The sequence below is a fragment of the Microbacterium oxydans genome (assembly GCF_006540085.1).
GTDB classification, from domain to species: domain Bacteria; phylum Actinomycetota; class Actinomycetes; order Actinomycetales; family Microbacteriaceae; genus Microbacterium; species Microbacterium oxydans.
Map to the genome: position 1 here is coordinate 202,380 of NZ_BJOG01000009.1, position 20,814 is coordinate 223,193.

Genomic DNA, 20,814 nt, shown 5'->3' on the forward strand with positions numbered 1-20,814 from the left:
GTGAACAGACCTCATCGAACGCGCTTCCGTCCGCTCGCCACCGCTGTCGCCTCTCTGGCCGCGATCACCCTGATCGCCACAGGATGCTCGAGCACCCCCGCAGCGGAGGAATCCGCTCCCGCCACGGACACGAGCTATACCGTGGAGCACGCGATGGGCGAGACGGAGTTCGAGTCGGTACCCGAGCGGATCGTCGTGCTCGACTCCCCGCAGATGGACGCGCTGGTCGCCCTGGGCATCACTCCGGTCGGCGCACCGGAGATCGGGGCCGGACGCGGTTTCCCGGCCTACCTCGCCGATGATCTCGACGGCACCGAATCGATCGGCTTCATCGCCGAGCCCGACGTCGACGCGATCGCGAACCTCGCCCCCGACCTGATCATCGGCTCGAAGGTGCGGCACGAGGCACTCTACGAGGAGCTGTCGGCCATCGCGCCCACCGTCTTCTCGGAGGACACCGGCACCAACTGGACCGAGCAGGCCGTGCTGACCGCCGCCGCCGTGGACCAGAGCGACAAGATGGACGAGCTCATCAAGGGCGTCGAGGACCGTGCGTCCGAGGTCGGCTCGGCGGTCGAAGCCGACGGCACCACCGCATCGATCGTGCGCTTCCGTGCCGACAACTTCCGCCTGTACGGGCCCGGCACGTTCTCGGGCTCGCTGCTCACCGACATGGGGTTCGACCTGGGAGCCGACCGCGACTGGAACGAGTACTCGATGATGGAGCTCAGCCCCGAGCTCTACGAGCAGATCGATGGCGACGTGGTGTTCTACATGAGCCCCGGCGGAGACCCGACCGCGACCACGCAGGAGCGGATCACCGGACTGTGGGGCGCCCAGCCCGGCCCCGCCGGTGACAAGGCCTTCGAGGTGGAGGACGACACCTGGATGGTGGGCATCGGCGTGATCGGTGCCAACCTTGTCATCGACCAGGTCGAAGACCTGCTCGGCTGACCCCTTTCGAATCGCTCGATTGGTTCCATTCCACCCGGAAACGGAACCATTCGGGCGATTCGAACACCCGGAGGAACAATGACCACGCCGCACCCGGCACTCGAAGCCCGTGGACTCGTCGTCGCCTACGACGGCAAGGTCGTCGTAGACGGCGTCGATCTGGCGCTGCCGGAGGGGTCGTTCACCGTGATCCTCGGGCCGAACGCCTCGGGCAAGTCCACCGTGCTGCGCGCCCTCGCCCGGGTGCTGAAGCCCGAATCAGGCGACGTGCTGTTCGACGGACGCGCGCTCGGCGAGTACGGCTCCAAGGAGCTCGCCCGCAGGATGGGACTCCTGCCGCAGGACGCCATCGCCCCCGAGGGGATGCGCGTCGCCGACCTGGTCTCGCGCGGCAGGTATCCGCACCACTCCGCACTGCAGCGGTGGACGTCCACCGATGACACCGCCACGCGCGAGGCGCTCGCCGCAACGAACACCGCCGACCTCGCCGAGCGCTACGTGGACCAGCTGTCCGGTGGGCAGCGGCAACGCGTCTGGGTCGCGCTCCTGCTCGCCCAGCAGACCCCGGTGATGCTGCTCGACGAGCCGACGACCTTCCTCGACATCGCGCACCAGTACGAGCTGCTCGATCTGCTGCGGGACCTCAACACGCAGGGCAAGACCGTCATCGCGGTGCTGCACGACCTCAACCAGGCGGCTCGGTATGCGGACAACCTCGTGCTCATGAAGGAGGGGCACGTGATCGCCACCGGCACCCCGTCCGAACTCATCACGGCAGAGCGCGTCGGCGACGTCTTCGGCATCGACGCGGTGGTGACACCCGATCCGGTCACCGGCACCCCGATGGTGGTCCGGCGGTGAATTCCGCGTCGTCCCCCACCGTTACGGTTGAAGGATGACGATCACCGCCGCCGCAGACGGCTCCGCCCTGGGCAACCCCGGCCCCAACGGCTGGGCCTGGTACATCGACGACGCGAACTGGGCGGCCGGCGGTTCGCCACACGGCACCAACAACCAGGGCGAGCTGCGCGCCGTGCTGGAACTGCTGCGCGCGACGGCCGGCACCGACGAGAAGCTGCTGATCGAGTGCGACAGCCGGTACGTGATCGACTCCGTGACCAAGTGGATGCCGGGGTGGAAGCGCAAGGGCTGGCGCAAGTCCGACGGCGGACCGGTGCTGAACCGCGACCTGCTGGAGGGCATCGACGAAGCCATCCGCGGCCGTGACGTCGAGTTCTCCTGGGTCAAGGGCCACGCAGGTCACCCCCTGAACGAGGCCGCCGACGAGCGGGCGAACGCGGCAGCGAAGGCGTACCAGGCCAAGCAGGAACCGCGGCGAGGACCGGGCTTCACGATGGCGACGGATGCCGGAGCTGCGGTCGCCGCCTCAGCTGCGGTCGCCGCGTCCGCCCCCTCGGCTCCGGCCTCCACTCCCACAACACCGGCGCCCGGCGCAGACACCCTGTGGGCCGAGGCCTCCGATCTCCTCGACGGGCTGGATGCGCCGGAGGACGACCCGATCGAGCTGCGCATCCCGCTGTCGTCCGACGAGCACGCGAGGCTGCGAGACCGTGCAGAGGCTCAGGGCGTCTCGCTCGAAGAGGCGCTCCGCCGGCTGATCTGAGCGCAGTGGCGGAGGCGTACACTCGCACCATGTCGACTCCTGCCCGCACCATCGGCCGTATCTTCCTCGGCGCATCGCTCGTCTTCGCCGGCGTCTCCCACCTCACGGTGGCGCGCGAGGAGTTCCAGGCGCAGGTGCCGGAGTCGCTGCCCCTCGACCCCGACACCACGGTGCTGGCCTCCGGCGTGGCCGAGGTCGCGCTCGGTTCCGCTCTGCTGCTGGCACGCCGCCGTCGGCGCACCGTCGGCACGATCGCCGCCCTGTTCTTCGTCGCCGTGTTCCCCGGCAACGTGGCGCAGTGGATGCACCACCGCGACGGATTCGGTCTCGACACCGACATGAAGCGCTTCGTCAGACTGTTCTTCCAGCCCGTGCTCGTCGCTCTGGCGCTGTGGTCGACCCGGGAGCCGCGGCGCTGAGCGACCGTCGCGGGTGAGGGCGCCCGCTGCGGCACGGCGGCTCCTCCGAGGAGCGGTCCGTAGACTCGGCGGATGACGGAATGGGTGGTGACGCAGCGGTGAAGGCCCGCACCGTCTTCGGCCTGCTCCGCCTCGGCGCCGCCGCCGTCTGCCTCGTGGCGCTCATCCATCGACTCGCCTGGGGCCTGGCGTCGAACACCATCGCCAGCCAGAACTTCTTCGCCTATCTGACCAACCAGTCGAACATCGCGTTCGTGGTGCTGTTGAGCATCGCGGGTGTGATCGCCCTGCGCACGGCACGCGATCCGCGCTGGCTCACGGTCGCGCTGGCTCTCGTGCTGACCTGGACGATCACGGCTGGACTCGTGTTCGCGATCCTCGTCTGGCAGGCCGGGGTCCGCGGTATCCGCATCGACGTCCCGTGGTCGGATCAGGTGCTCCACTTCTGGCTGCCCGCAGTGACGGTGGCGGCATGGGCACTCGCCCCCGGGCACCGTTCCGTCCCATGGCGGGTGGTGCCGGTGACGCTCGCCTATCCCGTGCTCTGGGGCGTGTTCACGATGATCCGTGGGCCACTGATCGGCTGGTACCCCTACTACTTCCTCGACCCGCGACAGGTGAGCGGGCCGCTGGAGTTCCTCGTGTCGTCCGCGATCGCCCTCGCGACGTTCGCCCTGGTCGCCTCGGTGCTCGTGCTCATCAGCCGCATGCCGCTGCCGCGAACGCCGCGCAGGGAGAGCGAGCAGAGCACGGAGACTCCGACGGTCGTGCAGGCCTCGATAGACGAGCGCGTCGGTCAGACGTAGAGGGAGAGCGAGGCGAGGGCGGCTTCGATGGCCTCGTCCTCGTCGAGTTGCGCGAAGTCGGCGGCAGCTGCCCCGCCCACGATCCCCACGAGCACGTTCTCCCCGGTCGCGGGTCGCAGGTTGATCCAGGTCGGGATCGCCACATCGGCACCGACAGCGTGCCAGATCGCCTCCTCGCTGTCCCAGAACGCCTCGTCCCAGCGCAGCCACACCGTCTCGATCGCGCCCATGCCGAGAGCGGAGACCGCGCCGCGGTTGGAGAAGGGCAGGGGCGGGTCGAACTCGATGCTCCGGTCCTGCAGCACCCCGAGCGGCACGGTGACGACGACGCGGTCGAACGACAGCGCCTCCCCGGTACCGAGACGCACGCTCACCCCCGAGTCGTCGTACGCCAGTCTCGCGACGGGCGAGTTGAGGCCGACGGTGACGCCGTCGAGCGTCTTCTCGATGAACGGCGTGAGGTCGCCCGTCGCCGCCTTCGGGTCTCCTGTGGGCAACGGCGGCGCGAACCAGCTCGAGAGTTCGTCGGCGCCGGCTCCGGTGCGGGCGGCGAGGATCGCGAGCAATGCGGCGGTCGCGGGGTCAGCAGGGTCGATACCCGCGGCGGTCAGCGCGTCGGCCACGGAGGTGTCTTCGGGAGCAGCCTGGGCCGTCGTGATCGCGGCGTCGAAAGGCTGCGGGTCGACCGGGTCGATGTCGCCGTCGGCTCCACGCCAGAGTTCGCCGGAGAGATCGACGATCCCGACCTCCCCGCTGCTCAGACGATCGAGCACCTCGCTGTCGTCCGGGCTGAAGAGCCAGGCCCCGAGCTGTGCGGGTACGGGCCAGGAGTCGTCGAGGTGCGAGTGGATCCTCCCGCCGACACGGTCTCGTGCCTCGAAGACCGTGACCTCCATGCCGCCCTCGGCGAGGAGCGCGGCGACCGTCGCACCGGCGAGTCCTGCGCCCACCACGGCGATGCGTTCGCCCGAGGTCGCCGGGACCATGACTTCTTCGGCGGCGCGGGTGCCCGAGGCGATGGCTCCGCGCACCGTGCCGGGAGCGTCGACGTCGGTCGCCTCGCCGGCGAAGAACAGCCGCTTGCCGACGGGCCGCGACAAGGCGGAGCGGGTATCGGACAGCACACCGACCGGGGTGAAGCTGACGGCGCCGAGAGAGTACGGGTCCGTTGTCCAGGTGCTGCGCACGCTGCCGGCTGCGGCGGGGACACCGGGCGGAGGCTCCGGCTCACGCGTGCGGGTGGGGGTGGGCGTGGGCGCAGGTTCGGGGGTACAGGAGACGAGCAGCACCGAAGCGACACCGGCTCCGGCGCCGAGGAGCAGAGTGCGGCGCGTGATCCTCATCGTGACGCCACCCTATCCCGCCTCATCGGGTTCCGCCTGCCGACTCCGCGTCGGGTGCGGCAGGCGGCGCGTGAACAACTCCTCAAGAACAGTGCGCCGAGAGCCGGAGAACCGGCTGGACCGCGGGGGGGTCCGGCCGGTTCGGAGGAGTTGTTCACACTCAGACGGCGAGCAGCTCCCGCTCCAGACGGGCGAACGACGACTCCATGCCGTCCACCATGCCGGTGGCGAGGATCATGTCGCGCGTCTCCTTGTCGGGGTACTCGATGAGCAGCGTGACGAGGGTCGCGCCGTCCTCCTCATACAGGTTCAGATCGTTGAGGGTCTCGGTCGGCAGGCCCTGCATCCGCTCGGTGGTCACTGCGCGGCGCGGAGCATCGATCAGGAGCGCCTCCCCCTCGAACCCGAACGGCTGCCCCTCGGTGTCGCCGACCGGCGCCCACGAGTTCCGGTACGACTGGCCGACCTCGGTGGCGGCGACGCACTCCGTCATCTCCCACCCGTCGGGTCCGAGCATCCACTTGCGGATGAGCTCGGGCTCGAAGTGCGCGCGCCACACCAGCTCGCGCGGTCCATCGACCAGGCGGGTGATGCGCACGTGCGTGTCGTCGAGCAGTTCCAGTCGCGTGCCCTTGCCCTGCGCGTAGTCGCGGAGGTCCTGCAGCACGGTGTCGAGCTGCGCCATCGCCATCTTGATCCCCTCGACCTGGCCCATCTCGACGACCTGCTCGAGGGCGTCGACCGAGTCGAAGTGGCTCGTGGTGGTCATGCGGGTGCCGTCGGCGGTGGACTCGAAGGCGAAGGTCATCCGCTGGGCGGGGAAGCCGTCGAGCGGTGTGCCGTTCTCGTCGACGAACGAGTCGATGACCTCGAACGCGTTCGGCGCATCGATCGAGATGAACTCCCACGACCCGGACGACTTCTCCCCGCGCGGACCGTTCATCGAGTACTGCGCACGACCGCCGACGGTGTGGTCCCACGCTGTGAAGGTGGCCGGCCATCCGGGAGGGCCCCAGAAGCGCTCGAGCTGCCGCGGGTCGGAGTAGGCGCTCCACACCCTCTCGATCGGGGCGGCGAAGTCGGCGACCACGGTCATGGTCAGGTTGTCGGCATCGGTGATGACGTCGGTGACAGGCATGTTCAGTCTCCTTGTTCGGTGTTCGTGCTGTCGCTGTTGTCGGACGAGTTGGACCGAGCAGTCTCGGCCAGCAGATCGTCGAGCCGGGCGATGCGCGACCGCCACAGCTCTTCGTATCGGGCGAGGAGCGCCCTGGCGCGGGCGATCATCTCGGGGTTCGCGCGGACGAGCCGCTCGCGTCCCTCGGCGCGCTTGACGATGAGGTTCGCGGCCTCGAGCACGGCGACGTGCTTCTGCACCGCGGCGAACGACATCTCGTATTCGGAGGCGAGGGTCGAGACCGACTGCTCCCGCTCGATCGTCCGGCGCAGGATGTCGCGCCGGGTCGACGTCGCCAGTGCGTGGAAGACACGGTCGACCTCCGCTTCGCTCAGTTCTCTTTGTGCAACCATTTGGTTGTACGTTATGCCTGTGCGGCGGGTGTGTCAAGGGGGCCGAGTGTTGCGACGACAGTTGAATTCGCCGGCATGAACGACGTTCCCGTGTCTCCCGTTTCAATAGGGTGGGAAGGACGTCGGGAAAGGATGACGACCATGGTTGAACTGGACGCCCTGATGACGGCGCTGCCGGCACTGCTTGGGCAGGTGCAGCGTGAGCAGACAATGACTCGTGAGCAGCTAACGGCTGAGCTGGGCACGCTGGGTTTGCATCAGCCGGTCTACGACGACGGTCTGCCCGAGGATGACGAGGTCAACGAACACCTGTGGGTGCGCGCGCCGCTGACCGGGGTAGGTGACACAGCGGCAGCGGAAAGGCAGCTTCGGACGGCGATTTCCCGGAAAGCGGGGAAGACGATTGGGTCCGACAAGCACTGGGACCTTGGGCCGTTCAAGGTGACGGCTCGGATCCGGCGTGATGGGGAGCTGGAGCTGTGGTTCGTGGGGACTTACTCGCTGCGGGTGCTGCGCGATGCCGCGAAGGACTACCTCGACGGTGCTGACCCGATGACGTGGCTGCTGGCCCATGAGCTGATCGACGAGGGCGCGGAGGAGAACGAGCGGGGCTTCTTCCCGAAACCGAAGTGGGTGTCGCAGAACCCGACGGCACGGTTACTGCCGGATGGGGGCGTGAGCGCCAGTTTGACGTTCCCGGCGGCTCGACGGCCGCCGGGTGCGACAGCGAAGAACGACGATGACGCGTATGCGGCGACTCTGGCGTACCTGGAGGAGGCGCTCGGGGAGAGGGACGACCCGTCGCCGAACCGCACTCCGGTGTGGACTCGGGGTGCGAGGAAGTTCACGTTCTACCGGATGCGGTCATCGACACGGTCGGCCAGGTTCGGGCAGGTCGGGATCGAGGAGCCCGAGGAGTCGGAGGGTGGCGCGTGAGCTTCGCCCCGATGAATTCCAGGTCCCGGTCGCTGGGATCGTGGTTCGCCACGCACTCTGACAGGTTCGTTGCGGAACGTTCCCGACCTCAGATGACCTTCTGGGCGGCTGTGTCCGCCGCGATGGTGGTTGTCGCTGTGGCCGTGTACCTGAATCCCGAGGCGACGGTCGAGTTGCTCGGCGGTCGCGTGCGGTCAGGGCTCGCTATGGCGGGGGTGTTTGCGTTGCCGCCGGTGATCTTCGTCGTGTCCGTGGTGATGATCGCCCGCCGGAAGCAACGGTGGCGTGTCCGCGGTGGCGGGGTGCTCACGAACCCGATCGTGGTCGGAGTGGATGCCGGGTTCCCGACAGCGCCGCTTGTGTCGGCGATCCGTGGCGGCAGCGACGATCAGATCATGTCGGAGCTGACGTCCGCGCACCGGCGGCTCGGTGATGACCGGATCGTGACGGTGTTCGCGTCGGAGCCCGACCAGGTGATGTACGTCGGCGTGCTGCGTGTGGACGGCAACTCGGTGTGGATCGACGAGGAGCCGGTGCGAGTGGACCGGTTCGTGGACCTGAAGCGATTGGACGCGGTCGCGCTCCGAGCGTCTGCGACGGCACCAGCCGGGCAGGGGAACGGGCGATGAAGCATGGTCTGCACGGGACGTTGAACGGTGTGGATTACAAGCTGGTGAGCACGTTCGGGTGGTCGTTGTGGTCCTTGGACCCAGCGCCGGGGTTCACCCGGCGGCCGGGGAAGACCGGCTTCTACCGTGCGGTCGATAAGGACATGCCGTGTTTCGACATCGACCATCGGGGCACGTACCGGGGAATTCCCGTCGATGTGGGGTCCAGCACTGGCCCGCAGGTGACGTTGTCCTCGTCCGACCGGCGTGCCGGTGCGGCAGGGTTCATTCAGAAAGGCCGTGCGGAGTGGATGCGGGTGGCTGACCGGTCAGACCCGGAACTGCAGTTCGAGGAGGTCCGCACACCGGTGCCCGCCCCCTGGTTCACATCCGACTAAACCGGCGCGACTTACGTGACATCTCATGTCATCTCACCGCATTCCCGACAGCCGACCAGATTACGAAGAACCCGAGACACGCTCCGGATCCTCTCCTGGTCTGCGCGCACGACGCGCTCCCGCCCACGCGCGTGCCTGACGATGAGTCCCGCGCGTTCGAGCACGGCGACATGCTTCTGCACCGCCGTATGACTCATGTCGTAGCGGCGCGCGAGCTCCGTCACCGACTGCTCCTCGAGAACCGTGCGTGCGAGGATGTCGCGACGTGTGGCATCGCCCAGGGCTCGGAAGACCCTGTCCGCGTCTCCGGGGCCGAGCCCGTCGGGAATCACGGACATCGACACTTCGCGACGGGCTCAGCCCCGGAGATGATCAAGAGCGGACCTCACCGAGGAACGACACCATGGACGGGATCAGGGCGGCCGGCTTCATCATCGGCGTCGCGTGGTGCGCCCCTTCGATCGACTCGTAGCGGGCTCCGATCAGCGACGACAGCTCCCGGGTGCCGCTCTGCACGAACGGTTCGCTCCTGCCCCCGACGAGCACGAGAGAGGGTGCCCGGAGCCGGCTCCACCGTTCGCCGGTCAGAGGTTCTCCGTCCTGCAGGCCCGCGCAGAGACGCGTGTCGTACACCGTCGTCCTGGCCATCGCGACCATGCTCCGCCAGGGGCCGATCATGAGGCGCATCGCACCGATCATGAGTGGGGATGCGCCCAGGGCAACGCGGGTGAACTCGCGAACGGCATCCGAGCCCCTCCCCTCATCGACGAGCTTCCCGAGACGGTCGGCGAGGTCGCGAGGCACGGGTGGGCGGCGATCGTCCACGATCACCGGCGGCTCGAAGGCGATCACGGCCTCGACCTTGTCAGGAAGAGCGGCGGCAGCATCCAACGCGAGGACCGCGCCGGATGAGGTGCCGAGAAGTGACGCTCTGCCACCGTGGGCGTCGATGAGCGCCTCGATGTCTCCGATCTCGCGAGCCACACTCCATGCTCCGGCGTCGCCGCTGCCGCCGCGGCCACGACGGTCGTGGTTCACGACCGTGTGATCGTCGGCGAGCAGCCCGGCGAGGCGACGATTGTCCCGGAGATCGGAGAGGGCCTGCGCGACCAGGATGACGACCGGACCCTCCCCGTGCCGTTCATACGAGATCTCCGTGCCATCCGCAGAGACGACCTGGTGCAGCGAACGATCGGAGGAGGACTTCTTCGGCATGCTGGTTCCGCTCTCTTCGGAAGGAGACGACTCAACGGCGGGTCATCGTGGACGGATAGCCGCCGTCGCCCGGGTACACCCAGGCACCGTCGAGCACACGATCGTCGTCACTGAATGTGCCGGAGAAGTACGCAGGGCTCCCCTTCGATCCCGCCCAGATGGTCAGCGTGTCTCCCTCGAGTTCGTAGACGTAGTCGAGTGTGTTGCCCAGCGAGTCGTAGAACCGGGAGACGACGTCGGTGCCGGCGGGCTCGCCGAACGGACGTAGTTGACCGATGACCTCGAGACCGGTGATCGCCTGGCCGAACTGTTCGAGCTCGACGTGCTGGAGCAGGAAGAACCGTCCGCCCATCCACTCGTAGCGGATGACGCCCTCGGCGCCACCAGTGACCTTCCACTCGCCGACGAGCCGGTCGAGCGCCGCGACGGCACTGCCAGGCGTGGCCTGCTCTCCGAGCCCGTAGGCGTCGATCTGCTCGGCAGTGATGTTCTCCAGCGGGTTCTCGTTCATGAGACGTCCTTTCTCCGGCAGCCCGGCGGGCCGCGTTCTCAGATACCTCGGAACCGAATCCTGCACATTGACATCCGCGCGTGACCTCGCCGGAGTCCGCCTCGGGCGCGCCGAGAGGACGGCGCGACAGTGTGATGTCAAAGTTCGCCGCGCGGCTCCGAGGTATCAGTGCAGAAGCACTCGCCGCAGAAGACCCAGAAGAGGAGCACGCCCAGTGATCAGGAACTCGACGACCCACCGCGCACACAGAGAGGTCCAGACCCTTCCGCGTTCGACCCGCCTCTTCCTCCTCGCAGGAGCCCTCGCGGGACCGCTGTTCTACGTGTCCGCACTCGCTCAGATGCTGACGCGTCCCGGCTTCGATATCCGCATCCACCCGATAAGCCAGCTCTCCACCGGAGACCTCGGCTGGATCCAGGTCCTCACTTTCGTTCTGGCGGGACTGGGCTTGATCTGCCTCGCGATCGGTCACCGGCGGATCGTGACCGACGGGCTCGGTCGCGCTGCCATCCCGATCCTCATCGCGATCAGTGGGGTGGGCTTCATCGCCGCCGGCCTCTTTCGGCAGGACCCCGCTAACGGCTTTCCCCTCGGGGTCGCCGACGGCCCCGCGGCCGAGCCCACGGCGACTGCCGTCATCCACATGGCGGCGGCGATCATCGCGTTCACCGCCCTGGCGGTGGCGGCCATCGTCGCGCTCATCCGCGCCATCCGCGAACGGCGTGTGGCCGCAGCGATCGGGAGCGGGATCGTGGCGATCGCCCTGCTTGCTCCCGTCGTTCCCGAGACCGCGAGTATCCAGGTGGCGGTCGCGGGACTCTTCGCCTTCGGTTGGTGCTCCGCGACCGCCGTCTCCCTGCTGCGGTCGCCGCGTGCTCCTCGCTAGCCTGGACTGCCACCGACTCGAGGAGATGAGATCGTGAAGTTCCTCATTCTCGGCTACACGCCGAGCAGCAGCTGGGACGCCGCCACCGCGGATGCCCCCACCGAGGACGCGCTTGCCGCCTTCGCCGCGTATCAGCAGTTCGAAGCCGAGCTGCGTGCCAGCGGGGAGTTCGTCAGCACCGAGGGGCTCGGGCACCCCGCCATGTCGACGACTGTCCGCAAGGTCGACGGAGGGATCGTCATGACCGACGGTCCCTTCGCGGAGCTCAAGGAGGTCCTCGCGTCGTTCGCCGTCATCGACGTGTCGGGCGTGGAGCGTGCGCAGGACATCGTCGCGCGGATGGTCGACATGCTCGGCGAACCGATGGAGATCCGTCCCATCATGGGTGACGACTTCGCGTGACCGCCCGGCCTGACGCCATCGAGGAGCTGCTGCGCACGGAGGCACCGCAGGTCCTCGGGGCCCTGGTGCGTCGCTTCGGTCACTTCGACATCGCCGAGGAAGCCACTCAGGACGCACTGCTCGCCGCAAGCCGGCAGTGGCGCCCGGACGCGATCCCCGATCAGCCCCGATCCTGGCTGATCCGTGTCGCCTACCGCCGCATGATCGATGCGCTGCGCGCCGAATCGGCTGACCGCCGGCGCGAGGAGCAGTACGTGGCCTCCGAACCGAACCCGCCCTCGTCGCACCTGGGCCCGGCGGACCACGACGACAGCCTGAATCTCCTGCTGCTGTGTTGTCACCCCGCCCTGTCGTCCGCCTCCCGTGTCGCGTTGACTCTGCGAGCCGTGGGCGGGTTGACCACCGCCGAGATCGCACATGCCTACGGGGTGACCGAGCAGACGATGGCGGTGCGGATCAGCCGTTCGAAGCAGCAGATCCGCAAGAGCGGTGCCCGATTCGAGTGGGGGCCCGATGAGGACTTCCCCGGCCGCCTCTCCGCGGTCATGCGGGTGCTGTATCTGATCTTCAACGAGGGATACACGGTGACCACCGGCACCGATCTCACCCGAACCGACCTGACCGGCGAGGCTATCCGACTCACGCGACTGCTCCACGCACTCGTCCCCGATGACCCGGAACCGACGGGCCTCCTCGCCCTCATGCTGCTGATCGATTCGCGTCGGGCCACGCGCGCCGGCGCGGATGGCGAGCTCATCCCCCTTCCGGATCAGGACCGCACTCGGTGGGATCAGGAGTGCATCCGAGAGGGATCGGATCTCATCCGTGCCGCATGGTCGAGGGGGAACGTGGGGACGTACCGACTGCAAGCCGCGATAGCCGCCGTGCATGCGTCCGCAGCGGTCGCCGAGCAGACGGACTGGGCACAGATCGCCGCTCTGTATCTGGCGCTCGAGCAGGTCGAACCGAGCGGTCTGGTCATGCTTGCACGGGTCGTCGCCGTAGCCCATGCCTTCGGGCACGCGCGCGCCAGCGCCTTGCTCGAGGAACTGGATCGCGAGCATGGACTCCTCCAGCACCCCTTGACCCGGCACCGGGCCCATGCGATCCGTGCCCACCTGCGTGAAGCGGAGGGTGATCCGAAGGCGAAAGGGGACTTCCTCGCCGCCGCCGAGATGACGACGAACGAACCCGAGTCCCGCTACCTCTTCCGGAAGGCCCTCGGCGACTGACGCCGACCGCATTCGGTGCCATCTCAATACGCTCCCGGGGGTTTCGTGAATCGCGCCTCGGTGTCGGTGCCCCGCGATAGCGTCGCATCACAGCCCACGCCGTCCAGGAAGAGGTCTCCCTTGTCCCGACACTCCCTCCTCGACGTCGGCGAGCATGACCTCGAGGATCTGCGCCGGCGGCTGCGCAACACGCGCTGGGCCGAGCCGTGGCCCGTGGAGGGCTGGGAGGCGGGCACCGAGCAGGCGGAGCTTCGCCGGCTCGTCGACGTGTGGCTGAACGGCTTCGACTGGCGCGCGCAGCAACAACAGATCGAGGAGCTGCCCTGGCGGCAGGCGGACATCGACGGGACGCCTGTCGCTTATCTCCGGTTCGATGCCGAGCAGGGAGGGACCGGCGTTCCCGTTCTGCTCACAAACGGCTGGCCGAGCACAGCACTCGAACTCGTGGATGTTGCTCGGCGCCTCGCGACGCCGTCGCGTTTCGCGGGCGATACTGCCCACGCCGCCACGGTGATCGTGCCCGCGCTTCCCGGACTGCCGTTCTCACCGCAACGCCCCCGACTCGGCGTGCAGACGCACGACCTGTGGCACCTGCTGATGACGGATCATCTCGCCTTCCCCCGATACCTCGCGCACGGCGGCGACCTGGGAGCGGGGATCACCTCTCGTCTCGCGCAGGCATACCCCGACGAGGTGGTCGGCATCCACTTGCTGTCCACAGCCGCTCCCGCACACGTGGACGAGGAGTCGATCACCGCCGAAGAGCAGGCTCACCTCGACCGGGTACAGGAGTGGTCGGCGTCCGAAGGCGGATATCAGCATCAGCAGCAGACGCGGCCGCTCACACTGGCGCCGGCCGTCTCGGACTCCCCTGTCGGATTGCTGTCGTGGATCCTGGAGAAGCATCGATCCTGGAGCGACTGCGGCGGCGACGTCTCTTCCCGCTTCAGCGACGACTACCTGCTGACACTGGCGTCCGTGTACTGGTTCACGAACTCGATCGGCACGTCGTTCCGCCCCTACTACGAGCACGCCGCGGGATTGGCCTCACGCATAGAACGGGTGGAGGTGCCGACCGCCGTCGCCCTGTTCCCGCACGACCTGGCGTCGCCGCCGCGGAGCTGGATCGAACGCACGTACAACCTCGTCCGCTACTCCCGGATGCCACGCGGGGGCCATTTCGCACCACATGAGGAGCCGGCCCTGCTCGCCGACGACATCTCCGCATTCGCACGCTCACTGCCGCACGCATCCCCCGCGTGAGTCCACCTCCGCCACCGCTGTGCACGCAGAGCCGCGGCCGTCGACCACCGCATCGACTGGTCACAGCATCGACGTGAGCACCCCGCCGTCCGCGCGCACAGCCGCCCCGTTCGTGGCCGACGCGCGGGGACTCGCGAGGTATGCGACCAGGTCGGCCACCTCGGTCGGGTCGAGGAACCGCTCCAGCAGAGTGGTGCGGTTCTGGCCGATGATGACCTGCTTCATGGCCTCCGGCGACAGATCCTGCACCTGCGCCACAGCCTCGACCGCCGCAGCGACCCCATCGGAATAGGTCGGCCCACCCAGGACCGTGTTCACCGTGACCGAGGTGCCGCGGGTGAGCTTCGACAGACCGTTGCCGAGAGCGATCATCGCCGCCTTGGTCACGCCGTAATGCACCATGTCCGCGGGGACATTCACCCCCGACTCGCTGCTGACGAAGATCATCCGGCCCCATCCTCGCTCGATCATCCCGCCCAGCAGGTGTCGTGCAAGCCGGACTCCGCTCATCACGTTGACCTCGAAGTAGCGCTGCCACCCGGCGTCGTCGACGGCCTCGAACTCCGCGAGCCCGAACAGGCCCACGTTGTTGACGAGGATGTCGACGTCTCCCAATTCATCGAGGAGTCTCGCGATGTCCTCCGCATTCGCGAAGTCCGCGACGATCCCCGACGCGGTCACCCCTGGGTGCGCGGCTCGCAGCCGCCCGACGGCCGCATCGACTGCCGCGGCGTCGCGTCCGTTCAGGATCACTCGCACGCCCTCGACGGCGAGCGCATCGGCGATCGCATATCCGATCCCTCGACTCGAGCCACTGATGAACGCCGTCCTGCCCTGCAGTTGCAGATCCACTCCGCTTCCTCCTTCCGACGCCGAAGACGTCGCTTTACTTGCTCAGGAAAGTCACTCTACGTCTTTTTGCTTGCTTGGGAAAGTGAAGGTCCGCGGAGACCCGAGCCCGAATGCCCTATCCTGAAGGCATGTCCGAGCGGCCGAATGCCCCGCACCTGAGCGACGATCAGCTGGCGATCTGGTCCTCCGTCGCCACGCTGTTGGAGCGCCTCCCCACAGCTCTCGATGCGCAGCTGCAGCGCGACAGCGGCCTCACGCACTTCGAGCACGGCATCCTCTTCGCGCTCGATTCCGCACCGGATCGTCGCCTTCGCCTGAGCACCCTCGCCACCTATGCGAGCTGCACACTGTCACGCCTGTCGCGCGCGATCTCGCGACTGGAATCCAAGGGATGGGTGCGACGGGAGATCGACGCGACCGACGGGCGATTCACCCTCGGCATACTGACGGACGACGGCCACGCGAAGGTCGCCGAGTCCACGCCGGGCCATCAGGGGCTGGTGCAGCGCCTCGTCTTCGACACGCTCACCGCCGCGCAGGCGCGACAGCTGGGGTCGATCAGCACCCGTATCTCCGCGGCGATCAGTCCTGATCCGATCTGGACACCGGGAGCGGGCGATTCCGGGCGCGACTAGTCCATTCATGTGAATCCACCTCCGCGTTTCAGGCGTAGGCTGGAGTGAAGGACGGACCGTCCGAGAAGATCTCCCGGCACCGTGCCCGCCCGGAAGTGGAGTCTCTCGTGGCTCAGTACGACGTCTCGAACCGCTCGGCGATCGTGACGGGAGCAGGCAGCGGAATCGGTCGCTCGACCGCCCTCCTGCTGGCGAAGAACGGTGCATCCGTCGTGGTCAACGACCTGAACGCGGATCACGCGAACGCGGTCGTCGAGGAGATCCGCGCCGCCGGCGGCACGGCCGAGGCCTCGGTCGGCGATGCAACCGATGCCTCGTGGATCGCTTCTTCCATCGAGCTGGCGAACTCCCTCGCCCCGCTGCGCATCGGCGTCAACAACGCCGGCATCGGTGGAGCGTCCGCTCCGACGGCCGAGTACGAGGACGAGGCCTGGGACAAGGTCATCGCGATCAACCTCAACGCGGTCTTCCGCAACATGAAGGCGCAGATCCCCTCGATCCTCGCGAACGGCGGCGGCTCGGTCGTGAACATCGCGTCGATCCTCGGCAGCGTCGGGTTCGCCAACTCCCCCGCCTACGTCACCGCCAAGCACGGCGTCGTCGGCATGACCAAGTCGGCGGCACTCGAGTACTCGGCACAGGGCGTGCGCGTGAACTCCGTAGGCCCCGGATTCATCGACACCCCGCTGCTCGCGAACATGGGACCCGAGGCGAAGGACTTCCTCGTTTCGAAGCACCCGATCGGACGCCTGGGGCAGGCCGACGAGGTCGCGAACCTCATCGCGTTCCTCGCCAGCGACGCCGCGAGCTTCATCACCGGCAGCTACCACCTGGTCGACGGCGGCTACACCGCCCTCTGAACGAATGGCATCCGACCCCGGGACCCGATTCCCGGTGGTCGGATGCCATCAGCAGCGACGCAGACACCCCCCGATGTCGTCGCTGCGAGCCTCGGCCGTCGTCGCGCACGCCTTGCCCAGGAGCACGTCGGCGGCGGAGGCGAGTTATCAGGCGACCGCGTGCATCGCAGGCGCCGGAGAGAGGAGCGGCGCCAGCTCCATGTCCGTCAGGTCCAGACCGTGCGCAGAACTCGCTGCGGCCATCATCTTGACCAGCAGCGGGCGCTGAAGCTCGATCTCCTCCGCGACGGCGAAGCGTACGGGAATCGAGGCGTGCATCCACAGCGTCTCCGTGCCCGATCGCGACGTGCGCAGGGTGAGCGGGAACGATTCTCCGCGGCGGAGCTTGGTCACGGTGACGAGTCGAAGGTGGGCGAGTGTCGCATCGTCGATCTCCACGATCTGCGATTCCCCGGCGTAACTGAGCTGGCCCATGAGTCCCTCATTCCTGTGCGTTTTGTACAGGAATTAGATTACTAGTTTAGCTAGCTAAATGGCAAACGGGACTATTCGATCGCATCGATCTCCGCCGTGAGCCGCCGCAGGAACCTCGAGATCACGGCGAGCTCGGCGGAGGTGAACTCCTCTTCCACCCGCGCCACCCGCCGCGAGACCTCGTCCGCGGGCGAGTTGATGTCGCGGAGTGAAGGACGGATCACCTTCGAGCGCCTGTCGTCCGGATGCGCCGTCACCACGATCTGGGCGCGATCGGACAGACGCCTGATCACGGAGGTGATCGCCGCAGTACTGACCCCCAGGTGAGCGGCGAGATCACTCGGAGTCACGGGCGCATCGACCGGGGCCGCTGCGATGAAGCGAAGGGCCGAGCGGTCGGTCTCGTTGGGCTGGCGCCCCGCCACGAGGCGCCGCGCGAGCCGCGCCTCCACGCGCAGCAGTTCATCGACGTCGCGGTCGAGCCGAGACGCCATGACCCCCAGACTGTTCCCCATCACACCCCTCATCGATTCCGAAACCCATCTTAGCTCGGAAGTCTTTTTATCTGTCTGACTAGCAAAATCCCGCGTGCATCACACCGTCGCACGGGTGAGAGGATGGATACACCGCAAGAAAGGACGTCATGGTCGAGCGATCCGCACTCGATGACGAGAAGTACATCGACTACGCCGCTCTCCTCGAGCGCCTGGAACGACAGTTCCCCACCGTCCCGCGCGATCGGATCGAGCAGATCATCGTGGCCGAGAACGACGCGATCACGGGCGGCTTCCTCCTGATCGTCCCCGCCGGGGTCGCGACAGGTGCGATCGAGATGCTGACGCGGGAGTCCTCTCCCGTGGCAGACGGAGAGGCGGTGGCCTGATGACCGAGCCCCAGGAGTACGCACGCTCGGGGTACTGGTACCCCGACGCCGAGAGCGCCAGCACCGTCGATGTCCTGAACATGCTGCGGCGTTACCGCGCGGCCGAGACCGCGATGCGTGCGCGCACCCGCGCTTCGATGGGCATGAACGAGACCGACCTGATGGCGCTGCGCTTCCTGCTGCGCGAGCAGCGCGCGGGCCGCATCGTCCGTCCGATCGACATCGCCAGGATGCTCGACATCTCCACCGCTTCGACGACCACTCTCATCGACCGCCTCGAGAAGGGCGGACACGTCCGTCGCGAGGCGCATCCGACGGACCGCCGCGCCGGAGTCGTGGTTCCGAGCGTGAGCAGCGACGAGGAGGTCAGGGCCACCCTCGGTGCCATGCATCGCCGCATGCTCACCCTGGTCGACGAGCTCTCCGACCAGGAGCGGGCCGTGGTCACACGGTTCCTCGCCGGTATGACCGCGTCGATAGAAGAGGCCTCCGACCTCGACCAGGAGCTCCGGAATGTGATCCGGGACGAGAAAGGCCCCCACGCGGCGGAGTGATCCCCGCGCTACAGCCCTTCCGCGATCTCCTTGATCGCAGCGAGGCGGCGGTCCCACTCGCGTCCGATCACGTCGAGCTTCGCGGCCGTCGCGGAGAGCTCGGCACCGACGACGCGGAAGCGCACCTCGCGCCCCACCCGAACCGGCTCGACGAGTCCCACCTCCTGCAGCACGGCGAGGTGCTTGGCGATCGCCTGACGGGACACCGGAAGGCGCCCGGCGAGGGCGGATGCCGAAGCATCCCCCTCGCCGAGTGCCGTCAGGATGCTCCAGCGCGTCTCGTCCGCGAGTGCCGCGAACACGGGAAGCAGTGTCTCGGTCGTCACGCTTCGCCTTCCACGAGCGCGACCATCTTGTCGAGCTCCAGATCCCAGCCGGTACGGTGCGACTCGAGGTTGGCCCTGGGGTCGGAGGTGCGCTCGAACCCGCTCTCGACGACCGTGAGCCGCGTGCCGCCATCCGCCTCCTCGAGCGTGAAGGTGAAGACGGTCGAGGTCGACTCGTCGATGCTGTCCGGCAGCGCGCCGAGGGCATCGTCATTGTTCCATCGGTACGTGATGCGCCGCGGCTCGTCGAACTCCTCGACCCGGAGGGGGATCACGTCGTAGTCGGGGAACGTCATCGTGCCGATCGCTCCGACGCCGCTGCCCTCGAGCACCGTGCGCCCGAACCAGCGCGAGATGTGCTGCGGCTCTGCCACGGCTCGCCACACCTTGTCGACGGGTGCCGCGATCTGGATGCTCCGCCGCACCGAGAATGTCTCCTCGTCGACGACGGATGCCTCGTTGTGGGTCATGTTCACCATGATGGGTCCTTTCGGGATTTCCTGCATGTCCCGCCGGCCGGATCAGCCGACTGCAACTCCAGAGTTGCACCTATCGACTCCATGCGCAACCCTAGAGTTGCAGTACGCTCACCGCTCACCCCATATCGCTCACTCTGCATCGCGCCTCACGCCGGCGTCACCTGTCGGAGGAAATCACGAATGCATGAGGAATCGCAGGAAGACCGCCCGGCATCCGTGTTTTCTTCCGCCATCCGGAACCCGCGGAACGCAAGGGCACACCGGCACCCCAGCCGCAGCACCCCGTGCCGGACTCAGACGCGGGGACGCCGCTTCTCGAGGAAGCCCGCCAGCACCACGGCGACGAGGGCGGCCACCGGCGCGACGAGGAGCCCCGCCCGCAAGCTCTCGTTCTCGGCGATGTACCCCACGAACGGCGGAGACAGCAGGAACCCGAGGCGCAGCAGCCACGACACGACCGTGAGCCCCACGCCCGGCCGCAGTCCCGGCAGTTCGTCCGCGGCATGCATCGCCGCGGGGATGAGCGTGGCGATGCCGAAGCCGACGGCCGCGAACCCCAGGATCGTGCCGGGCACCGACGGATACGCGAGCGCCAGCGTCATGCCGACCGCCGCGATGGCGCCGCCGACCCGCGCGACCCACCTCTGTCCGAAGCGGTCCGTGAGCGGATCGCCGATGATCCGACCGATGAACTGCGCACCGACCAGGGCGATGAAACCGAGAGGAGCGATCGCCGCAGCGGCTCCGAGCGAGTCGGCGAGATACAGAGTCGCCCAGGAGTTACCCGCATCCTCGGCGACGGCGCCGGCCATGGCGATGAGGGTCAGGGCGATGATCGCGATGACGGTACGCGGCGTCACTCCGCGACGGAGTGTTCCGGCGAGCTCGGCCGGCTCGGCCGTGGCCTCCTCGTCGACCTCGTGGTCACGGCCGGGGAGGCAGAAGCGCAGGGCGACGAGCGCGACCGTGGCGAACACGGCCGTCGAGATGCCCAGGTGCACGGCCAGCGGCAGCTCCAGTGCGATCGCCACTGCAGCCATCGCCCCACCCAGCACCGCACCGATGGACCAGATGGCGTGGAAGCCGTTGATGATCGAACGCCCGTAGCGACGCTGCACCCGCAGGCCGTGGGCGTTCTGGGCGACATCGGTGATCGCGTCGGACGCTCCGCCGAGGAACAGGGCGACCGCGAACAGCAGTCCCGACGGAGCGAGGGCCGCCGACAGCAGACCCAAGCTCGTCAACACGGTGCCGATCACGGCGATGCGAGCGGAACCGAACCGACGGATGAGTACTGCGGCCAGAAGGCCGGCGGCGATGGCTCCGGCGGGGAATGCCGCGATCGCGAATCCGTACCCGAGGTTGTCCAGCCCCAGAGCGGACTTGATCTCCGGGTACCGCGGGAGGATGTTCGCGAACAGCGCCCCATTGGTCAGGAAGAGCGCGGACACGGCGATGCGCGCGCGGCGGGATGCCTGGTCGGGCACAGGTCGTCGAATCGATTCGATGGAGGCCATGCCTACGATCGTACGGTGCACAGCAGGCCGCGACCGACACGATCACGCATGTGCCCCCGACAGTGCTCCCTGCGTCGCAGCTCTACTCATCCCCGACGCAGGCCGCA

General features: G+C 67.9%; 28 protein-coding genes. 16 read left to right on the forward strand and 12 right to left on the reverse strand.

Translation table 11 applies throughout. The features are described 5' to 3' along the window. From MOX01_RS17595 to MOX01_RS17615, 5 genes are all read left to right on the forward strand, one after another. Complete coding sequence (locus MOX01_RS17595) at positions 1 to 954, forward strand: ABC transporter substrate-binding protein (protein WP_141370826.1); 954 nt, start codon at positions 1 to 3, stop codon at positions 952 to 954. A 78-nt stretch (positions 955 to 1,032) separates the two neighbouring features. Then, positions 1,033 to 1,815, forward strand: coding sequence for an ABC transporter ATP-binding protein (locus MOX01_RS17600; RefSeq protein WP_141370828.1), 783 nt, complete (start codon positions 1,033 to 1,035; stop codon positions 1,813 to 1,815). Between the two features lie 34 nt (positions 1,816 to 1,849). Beyond that, the gene (locus MOX01_RS17605; protein ID WP_141370830.1) at positions 1,850 to 2,578 is read left to right on the forward strand and encodes a ribonuclease H family protein; all 729 of its coding nucleotides are present in this window, start codon (positions 1,850 to 1,852) and stop codon (positions 2,576 to 2,578) included. A 29-nt stretch (positions 2,579 to 2,607) separates the two neighbouring features. Then, positions 2,608 to 2,997 (forward strand): DoxX family protein, encoded by a 390-nt coding sequence (locus MOX01_RS17610; protein ID WP_046746984.1) that lies wholly within the window; start codon positions 2,608 to 2,610, stop codon positions 2,995 to 2,997. 80 nt (positions 2,998 to 3,077) lie between these two features. Further along, positions 3,078 to 3,803 carry a Pr6Pr family membrane protein gene (locus MOX01_RS17615; protein ID WP_141370832.1) on the forward strand — a complete coding sequence of 242 codons (726 nt, stop codon included), beginning with the start codon at positions 3,078 to 3,080 and terminating at the stop codon, positions 3,801 to 3,803. On the opposite strand, the gene MOX01_RS17620 is transcribed toward MOX01_RS17615, so the two are convergent. The 3 genes from MOX01_RS17620 to MOX01_RS17630 all read right to left on the reverse strand — a co-directional run bounded on the left by MOX01_RS17620 (position 3,794) and on the right by MOX01_RS17630 (position 6,676). Then, complete coding sequence (locus tag MOX01_RS17620; protein WP_141370834.1) at positions 3,794 to 5,146, reverse strand: flavin monoamine oxidase family protein; 1,353 nt, start codon at positions 5,144 to 5,146, stop codon at positions 3,794 to 3,796. The two genes, MOX01_RS17615 and MOX01_RS17620, sit on opposite strands and share 10 nt — an antisense overlap. A gap of 160 nt (positions 5,147 to 5,306) precedes the next feature. Further along, a complete protein-coding gene (locus tag MOX01_RS17625; RefSeq protein WP_113680290.1) occupies positions 5,307 to 6,284 on the reverse strand; it encodes an SRPBCC family protein in 978 nt (325 codons plus the stop codon). Between the two features lie 2 nt (positions 6,285 to 6,286). Next, positions 6,287 to 6,676 carry an ArsR/SmtB family transcription factor gene (locus tag MOX01_RS17630; RefSeq protein WP_058632728.1) on the reverse strand — a complete coding sequence of 130 codons (390 nt, stop codon included), beginning with the start codon at positions 6,674 to 6,676 and terminating at the stop codon, positions 6,287 to 6,289. Between the two features lie 75 nt (positions 6,677 to 6,751). Between MOX01_RS17630 and MOX01_RS17635 the strand changes: the two genes are divergently transcribed. The 3 genes from MOX01_RS17635 to MOX01_RS19330 all read left to right on the forward strand — a co-directional run bounded on the left by MOX01_RS17635 (position 6,752) and on the right by MOX01_RS19330 (position 8,618). Beyond that, the gene (locus tag MOX01_RS17635) at positions 6,752 to 7,612 is read left to right on the forward strand and encodes a hypothetical protein (RefSeq protein ID WP_141370836.1); all 861 of its coding nucleotides are present in this window, start codon (positions 6,752 to 6,754) and stop codon (positions 7,610 to 7,612) included. Positions 7,613 to 7,704: 92 nt separating this feature from the next. Beyond that, positions 7,705 to 8,241 (forward strand): hypothetical protein, encoded by a 537-nt coding sequence (locus MOX01_RS17640; protein ID WP_141370838.1) that lies wholly within the window; start codon positions 7,705 to 7,707, stop codon positions 8,239 to 8,241. Next, positions 8,238 to 8,618 carry a hypothetical protein gene (locus MOX01_RS19330; RefSeq protein ID WP_058632731.1) on the forward strand — a complete coding sequence of 127 codons (381 nt, stop codon included), beginning with the start codon at positions 8,238 to 8,240 and terminating at the stop codon, positions 8,616 to 8,618. The genes MOX01_RS17640 and MOX01_RS19330 overlap by 4 nt, the downstream gene beginning before the upstream one ends. A gap of 23 nt (positions 8,619 to 8,641) precedes the next feature. On the opposite strand, the gene MOX01_RS17645 is transcribed toward MOX01_RS19330, so the two are convergent. The 3 genes from MOX01_RS17645 to MOX01_RS17655 are packed head-to-tail and all read right to left on the reverse strand — an operon-like array spanning position 8,642 to position 10,344. Then, complete coding sequence (locus tag MOX01_RS17645; RefSeq protein ID WP_058632732.1) at positions 8,642 to 8,956, reverse strand: ArsR/SmtB family transcription factor; 315 nt, start codon at positions 8,954 to 8,956, stop codon at positions 8,642 to 8,644. 34 nt (positions 8,957 to 8,990) lie between these two features. Beyond that, on the reverse strand, positions 8,991 to 9,833 hold the full coding sequence (locus MOX01_RS17650) for an alpha/beta fold hydrolase (RefSeq protein WP_141370840.1): 843 nt from the start codon (positions 9,831 to 9,833) through the stop codon (positions 8,991 to 8,993). Positions 9,834 to 9,864: 31 nt separating this feature from the next. After that, positions 9,865 to 10,344, reverse strand: a complete 480-nt coding sequence (locus MOX01_RS17655; protein ID WP_058632734.1) for a hypothetical protein — start codon at positions 10,342 to 10,344, stop codon at positions 9,865 to 9,867. A 214-nt stretch (positions 10,345 to 10,558) separates the two neighbouring features. Here MOX01_RS17655 and MOX01_RS17660 point away from each other — a divergent pair, with 214 nt between their 5' ends. From MOX01_RS17660 to MOX01_RS17675, 4 genes are all read left to right on the forward strand, one after another. Beyond that, positions 10,559 to 11,230 carry a DUF998 domain-containing protein gene (locus MOX01_RS17660; protein WP_230977982.1) on the forward strand — a complete coding sequence of 224 codons (672 nt, stop codon included), beginning with the start codon at positions 10,559 to 10,561 and terminating at the stop codon, positions 11,228 to 11,230. A gap of 33 nt (positions 11,231 to 11,263) precedes the next feature. Continuing rightward, positions 11,264 to 11,632 carry a YciI family protein gene (locus tag MOX01_RS17665; RefSeq protein WP_058632735.1) on the forward strand — a complete coding sequence of 123 codons (369 nt, stop codon included), beginning with the start codon at positions 11,264 to 11,266 and terminating at the stop codon, positions 11,630 to 11,632. Next, on the forward strand, positions 11,629 to 12,864 hold the full coding sequence (locus MOX01_RS17670) for an RNA polymerase sigma factor (protein ID WP_141370844.1): 1,236 nt from the start codon (positions 11,629 to 11,631) through the stop codon (positions 12,862 to 12,864). Before MOX01_RS17665 ends, MOX01_RS17670 begins: the two co-directional genes overlap by 4 nt. Before the next feature lie 120 nt (positions 12,865 to 12,984). Further along, complete coding sequence (locus tag MOX01_RS17675; RefSeq protein ID WP_141370846.1) at positions 12,985 to 14,127, forward strand: epoxide hydrolase family protein; 1,143 nt, start codon at positions 12,985 to 12,987, stop codon at positions 14,125 to 14,127. Positions 14,128 to 14,187: 60 nt separating this feature from the next. Here MOX01_RS17675 and MOX01_RS17680 read toward each other — a convergent pair whose 3' ends face one another. Further along, entirely contained in the window at positions 14,188 to 14,979 is a 792-nt protein-coding gene (locus MOX01_RS17680) for an SDR family NAD(P)-dependent oxidoreductase (protein WP_141370848.1), read from the reverse strand. 128 nt (positions 14,980 to 15,107) lie between these two features. Here MOX01_RS17680 and MOX01_RS17685 point away from each other — a divergent pair, with 128 nt between their 5' ends. Together MOX01_RS17685 and MOX01_RS17690 are read left to right on the forward strand one after the other, a co-directional pair. Then, positions 15,108 to 15,614 carry a MarR family winged helix-turn-helix transcriptional regulator gene (locus MOX01_RS17685; protein WP_141370850.1) on the forward strand — a complete coding sequence of 169 codons (507 nt, stop codon included), beginning with the start codon at positions 15,108 to 15,110 and terminating at the stop codon, positions 15,612 to 15,614. A 107-nt stretch (positions 15,615 to 15,721) separates the two neighbouring features. Then, complete coding sequence (locus tag MOX01_RS17690; RefSeq protein ID WP_045262344.1) at positions 15,722 to 16,474, forward strand: SDR family NAD(P)-dependent oxidoreductase; 753 nt, start codon at positions 15,722 to 15,724, stop codon at positions 16,472 to 16,474. Positions 16,475 to 16,621: 147 nt separating this feature from the next. Here MOX01_RS17690 and MOX01_RS17695 read toward each other — a convergent pair whose 3' ends face one another. Both MOX01_RS17695 and MOX01_RS17700 read right to left on the reverse strand, forming a co-directional pair. Further along, the gene (locus MOX01_RS17695; protein WP_046746943.1) at positions 16,622 to 16,948 is read right to left on the reverse strand and encodes a DUF7882 family protein; all 327 of its coding nucleotides are present in this window, start codon (positions 16,946 to 16,948) and stop codon (positions 16,622 to 16,624) included. A 71-nt stretch (positions 16,949 to 17,019) separates the two neighbouring features. Then, positions 17,020 to 17,442 (reverse strand): MarR family winged helix-turn-helix transcriptional regulator, encoded by a 423-nt coding sequence (locus MOX01_RS17700; protein WP_227751321.1) that lies wholly within the window; start codon positions 17,440 to 17,442, stop codon positions 17,020 to 17,022. A 149-nt stretch (positions 17,443 to 17,591) separates the two neighbouring features. Between MOX01_RS17700 and MOX01_RS17705 the strand changes: the two genes are divergently transcribed. Continuing rightward, the gene (locus tag MOX01_RS17705) at positions 17,592 to 17,831 is read left to right on the forward strand and encodes a hypothetical protein (protein WP_058632740.1); all 240 of its coding nucleotides are present in this window, start codon (positions 17,592 to 17,594) and stop codon (positions 17,829 to 17,831) included. Further along, positions 17,831 to 18,385 carry a MarR family winged helix-turn-helix transcriptional regulator gene (locus tag MOX01_RS17710; protein WP_046746946.1) on the forward strand — a complete coding sequence of 185 codons (555 nt, stop codon included), beginning with the start codon at positions 17,831 to 17,833 and terminating at the stop codon, positions 18,383 to 18,385. Before MOX01_RS17705 ends, MOX01_RS17710 begins: the two co-directional genes overlap by 1 nt. Positions 18,386 to 18,393: 8 nt before the next feature. Here MOX01_RS17710 and MOX01_RS17715 read toward each other — a convergent pair whose 3' ends face one another. The 3 genes from MOX01_RS17715 to MOX01_RS17725 all read right to left on the reverse strand — a co-directional run bounded on the left by MOX01_RS17715 (position 18,394) and on the right by MOX01_RS17725 (position 20,707). After that, entirely contained in the window at positions 18,394 to 18,711 is a 318-nt protein-coding gene (locus MOX01_RS17715) for an ArsR/SmtB family transcription factor (RefSeq protein ID WP_045262318.1), read from the reverse strand. Beyond that, positions 18,708 to 19,181, reverse strand: a complete 474-nt coding sequence (locus MOX01_RS17720) for an SRPBCC domain-containing protein (protein ID WP_230979371.1) — start codon at positions 19,179 to 19,181, stop codon at positions 18,708 to 18,710. The genes MOX01_RS17715 and MOX01_RS17720 overlap by 4 nt, the downstream gene beginning before the upstream one ends. A 302-nt stretch (positions 19,182 to 19,483) precedes the next feature. Next, positions 19,484 to 20,707 (reverse strand): MFS transporter, encoded by a 1,224-nt coding sequence (locus MOX01_RS17725; protein WP_170224308.1) that lies wholly within the window; start codon positions 20,705 to 20,707, stop codon positions 19,484 to 19,486. Between the last annotated feature and the right edge of the window lie 107 nt (positions 20,708 to 20,814).

What these genes read in the sequence shown, in the direction of transcription:
- MOX01_RS17720 (WP_230979371.1), bottom strand. Translation starts at nt 19,181, where the DNA reads ATGACCCACAACGAGGCATCCGTCGTCGACGAGGAGACATTCTCGGTG.
- MOX01_RS17630 (WP_058632728.1), bottom strand. Translation starts at nt 6,676, where the DNA reads ATGGTTGCACAAAGAGAACTGAGCGAAGCGGAGGTCGACCGTGTCTTC.
- MOX01_RS17620 (WP_141370834.1), bottom strand. Translation starts at nt 5,146, where the DNA reads ATGAGGATCACGCGCCGCACTCTGCTCCTCGGCGCCGGAGCCGGTGTC.
- MOX01_RS17635 (WP_141370836.1), top strand. Translation starts at nt 6,752, where the DNA reads ATGAACGACGTTCCCGTGTCTCCCGTTTCAATAGGGTGGGAAGGACGT.
- MOX01_RS17600 (WP_141370828.1), top strand. Translation starts at nt 1,033, where the DNA reads ATGACCACGCCGCACCCGGCACTCGAAGCCCGTGGACTCGTCGTCGCC.
- MOX01_RS17605 (WP_141370830.1), top strand. Translation starts at nt 1,850, where the DNA reads ATGACGATCACCGCCGCCGCAGACGGCTCCGCCCTGGGCAACCCCGGC.
- MOX01_RS17625 (WP_113680290.1), bottom strand. Translation starts at nt 6,284, where the DNA reads ATGCCTGTCACCGACGTCATCACCGATGCCGACAACCTGACCATGACC.
- MOX01_RS17695 (WP_046746943.1), bottom strand. Translation starts at nt 16,948, where the DNA reads ATGGGCCAGCTCAGTTACGCCGGGGAATCGCAGATCGTGGAGATCGAC.
- MOX01_RS17725 (WP_170224308.1), bottom strand. Translation starts at nt 20,707, where the DNA reads ATGGCCTCCATCGAATCGATTCGACGACCTGTGCCCGACCAGGCATCC.
- MOX01_RS17650 (WP_141370840.1), bottom strand. Translation starts at nt 9,833, where the DNA reads ATGCCGAAGAAGTCCTCCTCCGATCGTTCGCTGCACCAGGTCGTCTCT.
- MOX01_RS17685 (WP_141370850.1), top strand. Translation starts at nt 15,108, where the DNA reads ATGTCCGAGCGGCCGAATGCCCCGCACCTGAGCGACGATCAGCTGGCG.
- MOX01_RS17645 (WP_058632732.1), bottom strand. Translation starts at nt 8,956, where the DNA reads ATGTCCGTGATTCCCGACGGGCTCGGCCCCGGAGACGCGGACAGGGTC.
- MOX01_RS17700 (WP_227751321.1), bottom strand. Translation starts at nt 17,442, where the DNA reads ATGGCGTCTCGGCTCGACCGCGACGTCGATGAACTGCTGCGCGTGGAG.
- MOX01_RS17610 (WP_046746984.1), top strand. Translation starts at nt 2,608, where the DNA reads ATGTCGACTCCTGCCCGCACCATCGGCCGTATCTTCCTCGGCGCATCG.
- MOX01_RS19330 (WP_058632731.1), top strand. Translation starts at nt 8,238, where the DNA reads ATGAAGCATGGTCTGCACGGGACGTTGAACGGTGTGGATTACAAGCTG.
- MOX01_RS17615 (WP_141370832.1), top strand. Translation starts at nt 3,078, where the DNA reads ATGGGTGGTGACGCAGCGGTGAAGGCCCGCACCGTCTTCGGCCTGCTC.
- MOX01_RS17705 (WP_058632740.1), top strand. Translation starts at nt 17,592, where the DNA reads ATGGTCGAGCGATCCGCACTCGATGACGAGAAGTACATCGACTACGCC.
- MOX01_RS17655 (WP_058632734.1), bottom strand. Translation starts at nt 10,344, where the DNA reads ATGAACGAGAACCCGCTGGAGAACATCACTGCCGAGCAGATCGACGCC.
- MOX01_RS17710 (WP_046746946.1), top strand. Translation starts at nt 17,831, where the DNA reads ATGACCGAGCCCCAGGAGTACGCACGCTCGGGGTACTGGTACCCCGAC.
- MOX01_RS17640 (WP_141370838.1), top strand. Translation starts at nt 7,705, where the DNA reads ATGACCTTCTGGGCGGCTGTGTCCGCCGCGATGGTGGTTGTCGCTGTG.